Here is a 12,528-nt window from a genome sequence, read left to right on the forward strand (position 1 = left end):
GAGCCAGGCGGGGGTGGTCTTGCTCACCCGATGGTCGCAGGAACCGGCGCCGGCGTCCACGGACGGGACGGCCGGTCATCGCGGTCCCGTCGACTCCCGGACCACCAGGCGCACCGACGGCGGCTCGCCGCCGTGGGACTCGCCGCCGTGGGACTCGCCGCCGTGGGACTCGCCGCGCAGCGCGGCCAGCAGCCGGCCGACGGCGTGCTCGCCGCGCTCCCGCCAGGCGCCCTCGACGGCGGTGATGCCGACCGCCCGCGCGAGTTCGGTGCCGTCGAGGCTGACGATCGACACGTCGCCGGGCACGTCCCGGCCGTCGCGGCGCAGGCGCAGGAACACGCCGAGCGCGACCTCCCCGCCCGCGCAGACGACGGCGGTGGGCAGCCGGTCGCCGTCCAGCAGCACGTCGACCACCTGCTCGCCGCCCGCGACCGTCGGCGAGGACCACAGCGTCCACTCCGGGCGCACCCGCAGACCCGCCTCGACCAGCAGCTCGCCGCAGGACTCGTCGGCGTCCTCGGCCAGCACCAGGGCGACCTCGCGGTGCCCCAGGTCGCGCACGTGCGCGGCGGCCAGGCGCAGCGCGTCGCGCAGGTCGTCGTCGCGCACCGCGACCACGGGCACCGCCACCCCGTCCAGCGCGGCCCGCTCGTCGTCGGCCAGCCGCGCCGACAGGGCGAGGACCCCGTCCACCCGGCGGGCCAGCGCGGGCAGGTCCTCGAAGAACGCGGCGCGCGCGCCGTCGTCCCGCAGCACGTAGAGCAGCACGTCGTAACCCGCGGCGCGCAACGCGCCCTCCGCGCCCGCGAGGAGGTCGCCGCGCCCGCCGTCGGCGGTGAGCACCGCCACGGCGTACTTGCGGCCGCCCGCCAGGCTGGAGGCGTCGCGGGCGATCGCGTACCGCATCCGCTTGGCCACCTCGGTGACGTAGCGGCGGGTCGCCTCGGACACGCCGGGCTCGCCCCGCAGCGCCCGCGACACCGTCGCGGCGGACACCCCGGCGGCCCGCGCGACATCGGACATGCTGGTCAACTCACACCTCCCGGACTGACACGAGAGTAGCCAGGACCGGGCGGCGACCTCGGCGCGAGCACGGTGCGCGACGTTCCCACGACGCCGCGCCGGAAGGCCACCGCGCGACCCGCGCCTCGGGCAGCGAGGAGCCCACCCGCGGTCGCACCGCACACGGATGTCGGCCGGTCCCCCTCAGGCTCCGGGCGCGAGCGCGCGCACCAGGTCGAGCTGGTCCGCGCCCGTCGGCAGGACGGCGATGATCGGCGTGTCCACCCCGTTGGCCGCGTACTCGGCGACCCGCGCCCGGCACCGGTCCACGTCGCCGTGCACGACCAGGTCGTCCACGACCTCGTCCGGGACGAGCGCCGCCGCGCCGCGCCGGTCACCGGCCGCCCACGCCTCGTGCATCGGGCGCAGCGCCTCGCCGCGACCGAGCCAGTCGTGGAACGCCGCGTACGCGGGCACGGTCAGGTAGGTGCTGATCAGCGCCCGGCCGAGCGCGCGTGCGGCGGCGGCGTCCGCCGTGGGGCACACGAAGACCCGCGCCGCGAGTTCGCCCCGGCCCAGCTCGGCGCGCACCTTGCCGACGTCGCCCGCGCCCAGCCAGTTGGTGATCGCGCCGTCGGCCTCCCGCCCGGCGAGCCGCAGCATGGTCGGGCGCAGCGCGGCGAGCATGATCGGCACCCGCCGCTCCGGCGGGCGTTCGAGGCGGAACCCCCGCACGGCGAACGTCTCGTACTCCTCGCTGACCTTCCCACCCGCCAGCGCGGCCTTGAGGAAGCGGAGGGTGTCGCGGGTGCGCTTGACCGGCTCGGCGAAGTCGACCGCGTTCCACCGCCGCACGATCGTCGGCGAGGACGAGCCGATGCCGAGCACGAACCGGTGGCCGGACACCTCGGCGAGCGTGGCGGCGGTCATGGCGAGCGTCGCCGGGCCGCGCGTGTAGACCGGGGCGACGGCCGTGCCGAGGCGCAGGCCGTCCGACCACTGCGCGGCGAGCGCGAGCGGCGTGAACGCGTCGGCGCCCGCCGTCTCCGCCGACCAGACGTCGGTGTAGCCGAGGTCGGCCAGCTCGGCGACCAGGGCGCGGTGGTCGAGCACCGGGACGCCCGTCAACGGCAGCGTGACTCCCCAGCGGCCCACGTCCGCCTCCGTCCCGAGGTTCCGGGGTTCCGAGCCGCCACCGTACCCCAGGTACCGACCAGTCGGTATGCGCGTACGGGTGCGCGCACGGCCGTGGGCCCGTGCCCCGGCGTCACCGGGTCACGGGCCCACGGCCGTGTGTGTCGAACTGTCGGTCCCGGATCACCACGCCTCGGGGTGGCGCAGGGTGCTCCGGACCGGATCAGAGGGTGATGCCCCGCTCACCGAGCCAGCCGAGCGGGTCGATCTTGTCCGACCCGCCGATCCACACCTCGAAGTGCAGGTGCGGGCCGGTCGACTGGCCGCGGTTGCCCATCGTCGCGATCTGCTGGCCCGCGCCGACCTGCTGGCCCTGCGCCACCAGGATCTCGTTGACGTGCCCGTAGACGGTGATCGTGCCGTCGTTGTGCTGCACGCGGACCCAGAGGCCGAACCCGCTGGCGGGACCGGCCTCGACCACGACGCCGTCCATCGCCGACAGGATCGGGGTGCCGATGGAGTTCGCGATGTCGACGCCGAAGTGGGTCGTGCCCCACCGCGAGCCGTAGCCCGAGGTGAACGTGCCCTCGGCCGGCTTCACGACCGAGGCGCGTGGCGCACTGGCGGCCGGCCGCTCGACCGGCCGCTCGACCGGCCGGGCCGCGGCCTCCTCGGCGGCCCGCGCCTCGGCGTCGGCCTGGGCCTGGGCCTGGGACCGCTCGGCGGCGACGCGGGCCTTCTCCGCCTCTTCGGCGGCGACGCGGGCCTTCTCGGCCTCCTCGGCGTCCTTCTGGCGCTTGATCTCGGCCTGGCGCGCGGCGTAGCCCTCGGAGGCGTGCCGGAGGGCCTGGTCGACGTTGCGGCGGGCGTAGAGCCCTTCGGACCGCATGAGCTTCGCCGTCTCCAGGCCCGGCTCGATCGCGTGCCGGGTCTCGGCGGTCCGGTGCGTGGACGGCTCGGCCAGCGCGGCGGCCAGGTCCGTGCTCGCCGCGAGCGGCGTGATCCGGGGGTCGATCGAGTTGGCGACGACGCCGACGCCCGCGGTCAGCGTGCCGAACGCGAGGACCGCCGCGATCTTGCCGGTGAGCGGTGTGGTCTTCCGGTCTTCCACGCGGTGGGAGCCGGACTCGCCGGTGGGTTTCGGGGACGTGCGGAACACGCTGCGACCACCGGCTTTGAAATGCCGTGTCAAAGGGTTGCCTTCCTGCATCGGGGAGCCCGGTCAGGACGTCCGGCGGGGGATCCGGGTGACGGCGCTTTCGGGGAGCGCCGCCGTGTCCTTTTGGTGACCGAACCGTGACATGCGGCGGGGAACGTAACCCGATGTCACGAATGAAGGCAACCCACACTTCCGCGACTAGGCAAGATTGGTGACATACCACACTGATCGCTACTTTTCGTGTTCAAGTACCCCCAAGTTCTGAAACCTGGCGTTATAAACCGCAGGTCAGGCAACGGTTCGCAAGATCACACGATCCCCGTTCAAACATGATCGAAATGCGCACCGTGCCGAACTCCTGACGCACCGCCACAACGCCGACAAAGCCCCATTCCGCACCGAAAATCGACCACTCGCGCCGCCTCGAAGATCACGCCCGAGCACTCCCCGCGCCCCCGGAAGATCACGACCCGAACGCTTTCCCCTCCATGTGAAGATCGGCACCGGAGCGCTTTCCCGTCCAACCGAAGATCGGGCCCCGAGCGCTTTCCCCGCCCATTCGGAGAGCAAGTTCGCGCACGCCCCGGCCCGCCGGGACAGGTCGACGCGGGCACGTCCGCCGATCGGGATCATGCCGCCCACCGGCGACAGGTCGGTCAGGCTGCTCGGGATCGTGGGCGGCCCCGGCGTTGGTGGCGTTCGCTGCGGATGCGTGCTCGTTCGCGGCGTCGGACGTCGGGGTGACGGGCGTTGGCGTTGCGCCGGCGCAGATGCTGCTGGAGCCGTCCGGCCGGGACGGTGTGGTTGGGGTGGTTGATGTTGGCGATGACGAAGGTGCGCAGTGGCCCGAGCTGCTTCGTGCACGGTGCCCGGCCCGAGCCGTGGTGCGGGCGGATCGACAGCGGCCCGCACTGGTCGAAGGCGGAACACCGGTTCGAAAAGCGGGTCAGGACCTCGTCGCTGCGGTCGAGTCCGGCGTCGAAGTCGGGACCGTTGGAGGTCTTCCAGGTGCGGGTGCGCTGGAAGCCGACGCCGTAACGGTGCGGGATCTACCGCAGCCGCTCCCGGCCGGGGTCCAGGGCCGCCGGGCCGCGGGCGTTGAAGTCGTGGATGACATCGCGGACGGTGTCCGGGTCGGCGGCGACCAGCCGTGCGATCGACGGCGCGGGGGTCCCGGACGACGAGGCCGGGGATGATCATCGCCCGGCGCATCCGGATCGTGCCCTGCCAGCTGCGGTTCCTGCCCGCCCGGAGGCCCGGCGCGTTCCGGCACCTGCCCGGCCAGTCACGCTACAACCGCCGCCTGCGAGCCGCGTTACCGCTGATCAAGCCGGTCACGCGCTGGCCGGCGACCGACACCGACCTGTGGACCGACACACCACCTGGATCGTCGACTCCACCCCGGTCGAATCCGGCCGGTCCCGGCCCACGGTCAAGCGCTCGGAGTTGGCCGGCTGGGCGAGGTACGGCTACTGCCGCTCCCACTCCCGCTGGTTCCAGGGACCGCGGCCGCACCCGGTCTGCACCCCCGCCGGGCTCCCGGTCACCTGGGCACTGGCCGACCCGGAGATCGACGAGCGGCAGGTGCTCACGGCGATCTGCGACCACGAACCCCGCCTGCTCGCCGACCGCCCCGGCCTGCTCGTCATCGCCGACAACGGCTACGTCTCCCGCGAACTCGACCACTACCTCGCCGAACGCGGCGTCCGACTGATCCGGCCCTCCTACCGCAACCGCACACCGCGCCCGGCCGAACCACTGCTCAAGTCCATCCGCCAGCTCATCGAGTCCGTCAACGACACCCTGAAGAGCCAGTTGGACCTGGAACAGCACGGCGGGCGCACCATCGACGGCGTCGGAGTCCGCCTCGCCCAACGCATCCCGGCCCTCACCGCCGCCATCCGGCACAACCGCGCCACCGGCCAACCCGTCACCCGATCCTTGACCGCCTACGACCACGGACCGGGTTACGCATTACTCGTCTAGTGCGTTGACCACATAGGTTCGCCGGATTGGTCAGGCTGCTCGCGGTCGGCCCCAGCGTTGGTGGCGTTCGCTGCGGATGCGTGCTCGTTCGCGGCGTCGGGCGTCGAGGACGTCGGGGTGACGGGCGTTGGCGTTGCGCCAGCGCAGGTGTTCTTGGAGCCTGCGGGCCAGAACGGTGTGGTTGGGGTGGTTGGAGTTGGCGATGACGAAGGTGCGCAGTGGTCCGAACTGCGGCTCGATGGGATTGGCCCAGGAAGCGTAGGTGGGGGTCAGGCGGATCTCGACGTTGTTGTCGGAAGCCCAGCCGAGGATTTTCGGGGTCTTGTTGGCCGACAGGTTGTCCATGATCACGTAGATCGGCGTGCCGTCCGGTCTGGCCGCCCGGATCGATCTGAGGGCGGCCAGGCTGTGGTCGCCGCCCTTGCGGCGGCGGGTCATGCCCCAGAGCTTGTCGTCGCCGACGGAGTAGCAGCCGTGGAAGTAGCGGATTCCGTGGGTGCGGCGGTAGGTCGCCGGCAACCGTTCCGGCTTCGTGCGCGGTGCCCAGCCGGAGCCGTGGTGCGGGTGGATCGAGAGTGGTCCGAACTGGTCGAAGGCGAAACACCGGTGCGGGAACCTGATGAGGACCTCGTCGATGCGGTCGAGTTTGGCGTCGAAGTCCGGATCGTTGGAGGTCTTCCAGGTCCGGGTGCGCTGGAAGGTCATCCCGTGTTCGCGCAGGATCTGCCGCAGTCGTTCCCGGCCGATGCGCACCCGCCGGTCGGGGTTGCGGTGCAGATGGGCGGCGAGTGTGCGCAGGCTCCACCGGGTGAAGGGCAGGCCCGCCCTCGCGGGGCGGGCCTTGGCCGTCGCCAGGACGAACGCGATGTCGTCGGGGCCGATCAGGCGGGGACGGCCTCCCGCCCAGCTAGGGTCCAGCGCCGCCAGGCCGCGGGCGTTGAAGTCGTGGATCACGTCCCGCACGGTGTCCGGGTCGGCCGCGACCAGCCGGGCGATCGACGGCGCGGGTGTCCCGGACGACGAGGCCAGGATGATCACCGCCCGGCGCATCCGGATCGTGCCCTGCTTGCCCCGCCGCACGTAATTCAGCAGACGACGGCCCTCGTCCTCGGTTAATCGACGTGCTCTGACCGGCTCGGCCATCGACCCGTCCTCGTGCTCGGCGGCGACTACGTCACCACCGAGCACGAGATCACCACGAACCGGAATCGGGGATCTTGTCCGGCGTGTCCCCAACCCGGTGAACGTATGTGGTCAACGCACTAGCGGTAACGGGGTTCGACTGGTGGCAGGGGCTTGTGCGGCAGTGGTTCGTGGAGGACGCGCATGGTGTTGAACCACGTCGGCGCGGCCACCTGGCCGCCGAAGACGCCGTTGCTGTCGTTCGTCCCGCACAGGCGCGGCGGGGTGCTGTTGCAGATCACCTGGGGCGCCACGCCGTCGGTGAAGGTCATCACCGCGCCCGCGTAGTCCGGGGTCGCGCCGAGGAAGGCCACCGAGTGGTGGTTCTCCGTCGTACCGGTCTTGCCCACCATCGGCCGGTCCCAGCCCCTGGCCGCGCCGTGCGCCGTGCCGTTGGGCTTGACGTCCGCGCTCATCGCGGTGGCGAGGGCGTTGGCGACCTCGGGCGCCACCGCCTGGTCGCACGGCGCTTCCTTGAGCTGCACCGGACGGCCCTCGCGGTCGACGATCTTCTCCACCGGGGTCGGCGGGCACCACTTGCCGCCGCTGACGATGGTCGCCGCCACGTTCGACAGCTCCAGGATGCTCGTCGGACCCGCGCCCAACGTGAACGACCCGGCGTTGTCGCGCTTGTACTGGTCGCCCTGCGACGGGCCGTTCGACCCGTCCGCCTTCAACGGCTCACCGCGGCTGTTCACGCCCTGCATCGACTCGCGCAGGCCCAGCCGGTACGCCATGTCCACGACGTTGTTCAGCCCGGCGATCTCCTCCAGGATGATGAACCCCGTGTTCGGCGACTGCGCGAGCGCGTCGGTCAGCGTCATCTTCTCCGGGTACGTGCCCGCGTTGCGCACCGTGTAGCCCTTGGTGCCGCCGTACTGCCGGGACGTGTACACCGATGGGACGTCGATCTGCCGGTCGATGCCCGCCACGCCGCGCTCCAGCGCCGCCGCCGCCGTGAACACCTTGTAGATCGAGCCCGCGCCGAACTTCGTCACCTCGGCCGGGATCGAGTAGGCGCTCTGCCCGGCCTCGGCGTTGTTGCCGAAGTCGCGGTTCGCCGCCAGCGCGCGCACGCGGTGCTTGTCGCCGCCCGGCTGCACGACGGCGATGGCGTTCGCCACGCCCTCCTGGGTCTTGGGCACCTGCTGCTCCGCGGCCTCCTTCGCGGCGTGGGTCGCCACCGGGTCCATCGTGGTGGTGATGGTGTAGCCGCCCTTGCGCAGGTCGTCGATCGACAGGCCGCTCTTGTCGAGGTAGTCGATCAGGTACCGGCAGAAGAAGCCGTACACCGGGCCGTCGCCCGCGCCCACGCAACCGTTGGGCAGCACCCTGAGGTCCGGCACCACGCCGATGTCCGCCGCCTTGTACTCGGCGGCCTTCTCCTCGGCCACCTTCTGGTCCGCGCCGAACGCGCCGTTCTCCCGCATCTTGTCGATCACGGTGTTGCGCCGCTTGATCGCGGGCTCCACCGCCGCGCCGGGGTTGAGCCGGCTCGGCTCGTTGACCAGGCCGGCGAGCATCGCCGCCTGCGGCACGGTGAGCTTGTCCGGCGTCGTGCCGAAGTAGGTCTTGGCCGCCGCGCCGACGCCGTAGGTGCCGTTGCCGAACGGGACGACGTTGAGGTAGTTCGTGAGGATCTCGTCCTTGGACATCTTCTGCTCGAGCTGCGTGGCGATGCGCGCCTCGCTGATCTTGCGGCCCAGGGTCGCCTCGGTCGCCTTGGCGTACGCCTCCTGCTCGCCCTTGCCCACCACGAACGCCAGGTAGTTCTTGACGTACTGCTGGGTCAGCGTCGACGCGCCCTGCGACGTCTCGCCGTCCACGCCGGCCTTGGCCGCCGCACGCGCGATGCCCTGCCAGTCCACGCCCTTGTGCTCGAAGAACCGCTTGTCCTCGATCGCGATGATCGCGGCCTTCATGGTGTCCGCGATGTCCTTGGACGCCACCGGGATGCGGTACTGGTCGTACAGGTACGCGATCGGCTGGCCGTGCATGTCCTGGACGGTGGTGACCAGCGGCAGCTCGGCCTTGGTCAGCTCACCCGAGGTCTGGTCGACGGTGTCGGCGGCCCGGTTGGACGCGAGGCCCATCCCTCCCACGACGGGGAACAGCAGGGCGGCCACCAGCACACCCGCCACGAGGCACAGCCCCACCAACTTGAACAGACCCGTCGCGCGCGCGGCGAACACTGGTCAACCCCTTCCGAAAGCCCTGCGAAGCCCCTGTGATCCCCCACGGGAGAAAAGCTCCCTGGTCATTAAGTCGCGCGGCGACCGCCCCAGGTTGCTTGCGCACCCGAAATTACTCCTGCCCCGTCCGGCCGGCGGCGAAACCCCCCGCGCTCGGGTGGCCGCCGTCCGTCCGGGTACAGTGTCGAACAGGAGTTCGATGGTGGGCAAGATCACGATCGGGTGATCAGCCCGAGGCGCGCAGGCGGATCGTCGCGCTCGCCCGCCGCACCTCCGCGCCCGCGTGGCACGGCAGGACGTCCTCCAGGAACGCGTACCCGCGCAGGTCCTCGTCCACCGCGCGCCGGCTCACCGTCCGCCACCACGTCGCGATGTCCACCCAGCCCGGCGCGGACAGCGACCCGCCGAAGTGCTGCACGGACAGCGCCGCGCACAGGTTCGCGAACCGCACGCGGTGCGCCAGCGGCCACCCGGCGAGCGTGCCCAGGACGAACCCCGCGCCGAAGACGTCGCCGGCGCCGGTCGAGTCCAGCGGAGCGACGTTCAGGCCGCGCACGTCCACCACCTCGCCGGTGGCGGAGTCGACGGCGACCGCTCCCCGGCCGCCGCGCGTCACCACCACCACGGGCACGTGCTCCGCCAACGCCTTCGCGGCGCGCTCGGGCGACTCGCAGCGCGCGTAGCTCATCGCCTCCACCTCGTTGGGCAGGAACACGTCGTACCCGTCGAGCCGCCGCAACAGCTCCGCGCCCCACACCTCGGTCCGGTCCCACCCGATGTCGGCGAACAGCAGCGCGCCGTCCTCCTTCGCCCGCCGCACCCACCGCTCCTCCTCCGGCTGGAGGTGCACGAAGCACGCCCGCGTGCGCGGTGGCGGGTCCAGCATCTCGTCGGCCGACACGGGCGCCCGGTGCCCGTGGGTGACCATCGAGCGGTCGCGGTCCATCGCCATCGACACCGTGACCGGCGAGTGCCAGCCGTAGAACCGGCGGCAGTAGGAGAGGTCGACGCCCTCCTGCTCGGCGAGGACCTCCCAGCAGAAGTCGCCGTAGGCGTCCTCGCCGAACGCGGCGGACAGGGCGGTGCGGAGCTGTAGCCTGCGCAGCGCCACGGCCAGGTTCGCGATGCCGCCGGGGCACGAGCCGAGGCCCTCGGCCCACACCTCGGTGCCCGGCGCGGGCGTCCTGGGCAGGCCGGTGAAGATGATGTCCAGGAACACCGTGCCGGACAGCAGCACGTCGAACCGGGGCGCGTCGGCGGACTCCATCCCCCAACGATGCCAGGCGTCAGCCCTGCACGGCGGCGAACATCTCCCTCATCCGGGCCAGCGCGCGGTGCTGGGCGACCCGCACCGCGCCGGGCGTCGAGCCGACGGCCGCCGCGGTCTCCTCGGCGGACAGCCCCACCGCGACCCGCAGCACCAGGATCTCCCGCTGCCGCTCGGGCAGCTGCTGGAGCAGCTGGGTGATGTGCCCGATCATCTCGCCGTTCACGGCGCGCTGCTCCGGCCCGTCCTCCGGGGCGGGCGTGTCGGGCAGCTCGGGGACGACCTCGGAGCGGCTGCGCACGGCGCGCCTGCGCGCGTCGGCCACCTTGTGCGCGGCGATGCCGTACACGAACGCGAGGAACGACGCGGGCTCGTACCGGTACCGGCCGACCGCCGACACCACGGCCAGGCACACCTCCTGCGCGATGTCCTCGGCCGACACGAGGGTGCGCTCGCGGGAGCCCACGCGCGCCCGGCAGTAGCGCAGGACCAGCGGCTGGATGCGGACCAGGAGCTGCTCGATCGCGCGCGGCTCGCCCGCGAGCGCGGCGTCGACCAGCTCGGACAGCTCGGCCTCGGCCAGCCAGCGCGCGGTGATCCGCCGCGGCGCGCCGCCGGCGACCAGCCTGACCTCGGGACGACCGGGCGCACCCGCGTCGCCGACCGCGCCGATCCCGATCCCGACGTCGGCTCGCGCGGATGCGTGCTGCGCCATCCGGCGACCTCCTCACGCTCGTCAACCCTGCCCGGCACATCCCGGCTCACTCATGAGGAGGGGGAACCGCGCCTCCTGATACGGGATTCGCCAAAGCTGACCACGAACGGAGTCCACGTGGTGGGAACAGCACCCGTCCGAGGGAGGGAAGCAGCCGATCGGATCAGTCGCAACGCGCGTTGGTTCACTTCACCGAGCGGACACGCACCCGAACGGGGTATCGAGAAACGACGTTCCAGCGTAGACGTGTGCAGGTGGTCGGTTGGGCGTGCGGCATCCGGTGATCTGTGCGGTGCCGCCGCGCGGTCGTCACAGGGGCACCGCCATGTCCCGCGACGCGGGCTCGCGCATGGCGGCGGCGAGGTAGGGCGCGACCGGCCCGTCCCCGAGCTCGCCCGCCACGAAGTCGGTGACCAGCCGGGTCCAGTCACGGGCGCGGTGCAGCATCGTGTGGCCGCCCCCGCGCACCGAGAACCGGGCGACGCGGTCGCTGACGCCCCCGGCGAGCAGCGCGTAGCGGCGGGACCCGTCGGGGTCGGTGTCGCGGTCGCGGTCGCCGTGCGCGATCAGCACGGACCGCCCGGCCAGGTGCCGGTACGGCTCGTCGTCCTCGACCCACGGCGCCAGCGCGCACACCGCCACCACCCCGGCCTCGTCGGCGACGCGCAGCGCCGTCCGGCCGCCCATCGAGTGGCCGACGAGCACCACGGGCACGCCGGGGTGCTCGCGGCGGATCCGGGCCAGCGCCCGGCGGGCGTCCACCACGGGGTGCAGGTGCGGCGCGTTCCACCCCCGGTACCGGTGCCGCAGCAACCACGCCGCCACGCCGTCGCCGCGCCGGCGGACGGCCAGCCCGAACGGGACCATCCGCAGGTAGGGCGGCGCCAGGCGGTGCACCCGGCCGTAGTGCTCGGTGCTGCCGCCGTGCAGGAGCAGGACCACCGCGCGGACCGGTCCGGCGGGCGCGAGGACGTCGATGGCGGGTTCCACGCCACAATGGTCGCTCGCACGGCACGACCGGATCAGGGATGGGGACTCGGATCACAGTGATCGAACAGCTCGGGGTGGAGACGGCCGAAGGCGTTTTCGACGCGATCGCGGCGGGGCCCGCCGACGGCAGGCCGGTCCTGTTCCTGCACGGCTTCCCGGAGGCGGCCGTGCAGTGGGAGCACCAGGTCGCGGTGCTGGGCGGGCAGGGGTACCGGGCGGTGGCGTTCGACCAGCGCGGCTACTCCCCCGGCGTGCGGCCCGACCACCACCGCGAGTACGGGATGGACTCGCTGGTGGGCGACGTGCTCGCGGTCGCGGACGCGCTGGGGTGGTCGTGCTTCGACCTGGTCGGGCACGACTGGGGCGCGGCGGTGGCGTGGTGCGCCGCCCACGAGCACCCCGGACGGCTCCGGACGCTGACGGCGGTGTCGACGCCGCACCCGCGCGCGTTCGCCGACGCGGTGGAGTCCGACGAGGACCAGCACCTGCGGTCCAGGTACATGACCGAGTGGCGGTCGACGTCGACCGAGCAGCGGATGCTCGCGGACGACGCGGCGGCGCTGCGGCGGATGTTCGAGTGGCAGGTGCCGCCCTCGAAGGTCGACGAGTACGTGCGGCGGCTGTCCGAGCCGGGCGCGCTGACCGCCGCCCTGAACTGGTACCGCGCGGGTCGTCCGGGCAAGGGCATCGGCCGCGTCACCGTGCCGACGCTGTACGTGTGGAGCACGGAGGACGTGGCGTTCGGGTCGACGGCGGCGTTCGGCACCGCGGAGTGGGTCAGCGGGCCGTACCGCTTCGAGATGCTGGAGGACGTGTCGCACTGGGTGCCCGAGCAGGTGCCCGAGGTGCTGACGGCGCTGATCGCGGAGCACCTCGGAACGTGATTTCCCCCGTCGGTTGA

Annotated in this window: 10 protein-coding genes and 1 pseudogene; 2 read left to right on the forward strand and 9 right to left on the reverse strand. The window is 72.5% G+C overall.

Annotated features, from left to right (window positions below; all coding sequences use genetic code 11):
- Positions 1 to 75: 75 nt before the first annotated feature.
- The 4 genes from C8E97_RS24825 to C8E97_RS36275 all read right to left on the reverse strand — a co-directional run bounded on the left by C8E97_RS24825 (position 76) and on the right by C8E97_RS36275 (position 4,452).
- Positions 76 to 1,023 carry a LacI family DNA-binding transcriptional regulator gene (locus C8E97_RS24825; RefSeq protein WP_121007887.1) on the reverse strand — a complete coding sequence of 316 codons (948 nt, stop codon included), beginning with the start codon at positions 1,021 to 1,023 and terminating at the stop codon, positions 76 to 78.
- Between the two features lie 183 nt (positions 1,024 to 1,206).
- Entirely contained in the window at positions 1,207 to 2,157 is a 951-nt protein-coding gene (locus C8E97_RS24830; protein ID WP_121007888.1) for an LLM class F420-dependent oxidoreductase, read from the reverse strand.
- Positions 2,158 to 2,359: 202 nt separating this feature from the next.
- Positions 2,360 to 3,295, reverse strand: a complete 936-nt coding sequence (locus C8E97_RS24835) for a M23 family metallopeptidase (RefSeq protein WP_246019133.1) — start codon at positions 3,293 to 3,295, stop codon at positions 2,360 to 2,362.
- 1,049 nt (positions 3,296 to 4,344) lie between these two features.
- Entirely contained in the window at positions 4,345 to 4,452 is a 108-nt protein-coding gene (locus C8E97_RS36275; protein ID WP_342776277.1) for a helix-turn-helix domain-containing protein, read from the reverse strand.
- A gap of 74 nt (positions 4,453 to 4,526) precedes the next feature.
- Between C8E97_RS36275 and C8E97_RS24845 the strand changes: the two are divergent.
- Positions 4,527 to 5,281, forward strand: a pseudogene (locus C8E97_RS24845) (IS982 family transposase); the annotation flags it as partial.
- Between the two features lie 30 nt (positions 5,282 to 5,311).
- On the opposite strand, the gene C8E97_RS24850 reads toward C8E97_RS24845, so the two are convergent.
- From C8E97_RS24850 to C8E97_RS24870, 5 genes are all read right to left on the reverse strand, one after another.
- Positions 5,312 to 6,424 carry an IS630 family transposase gene (locus C8E97_RS24850; RefSeq protein WP_121012290.1) on the reverse strand — a complete coding sequence of 371 codons (1,113 nt, stop codon included), beginning with the start codon at positions 6,422 to 6,424 and terminating at the stop codon, positions 5,312 to 5,314.
- Between the two features lie 119 nt (positions 6,425 to 6,543).
- Entirely contained in the window at positions 6,544 to 8,655 is a 2,112-nt protein-coding gene (locus C8E97_RS24855) for a transglycosylase domain-containing protein (RefSeq protein ID WP_246019139.1), read from the reverse strand.
- 226 nt (positions 8,656 to 8,881) lie between these two features.
- Positions 8,882 to 9,922, reverse strand: a complete 1,041-nt coding sequence (locus tag C8E97_RS24860) for a carbohydrate kinase family protein (RefSeq protein ID WP_121007890.1) — start codon at positions 9,920 to 9,922, stop codon at positions 8,882 to 8,884.
- 19 nt (positions 9,923 to 9,941) lie between these two features.
- A complete protein-coding gene (gene shbA / locus C8E97_RS24865) occupies positions 9,942 to 10,637 on the reverse strand; it encodes an RNA polymerase sigma factor ShbA (protein WP_121007891.1) in 696 nt (231 codons plus the stop codon).
- Positions 10,638 to 10,946: 309 nt separating this feature from the next.
- Positions 10,947 to 11,627 (reverse strand): alpha/beta hydrolase, encoded by a 681-nt coding sequence (locus C8E97_RS24870; protein ID WP_121007892.1) that lies wholly within the window; start codon positions 11,625 to 11,627, stop codon positions 10,947 to 10,949.
- Positions 11,628 to 11,683: 56 nt separating this feature from the next.
- On the opposite strand from C8E97_RS24870, the gene C8E97_RS24875 reads away from it, so the two are divergent.
- Positions 11,684 to 12,511, forward strand: a complete 828-nt coding sequence (locus C8E97_RS24875) for an alpha/beta fold hydrolase (protein WP_121007893.1) — start codon at positions 11,684 to 11,686, stop codon at positions 12,509 to 12,511.
- Positions 12,512 to 12,528 lie beyond the last annotated feature (17 nt).

This window comes from Saccharothrix australiensis, from assembly GCF_003634935.1.
In the GTDB taxonomy this organism is placed as follows: Bacteria; Actinomycetota; Actinomycetes; order Mycobacteriales; family Pseudonocardiaceae; genus Actinosynnema; species Actinosynnema australiense.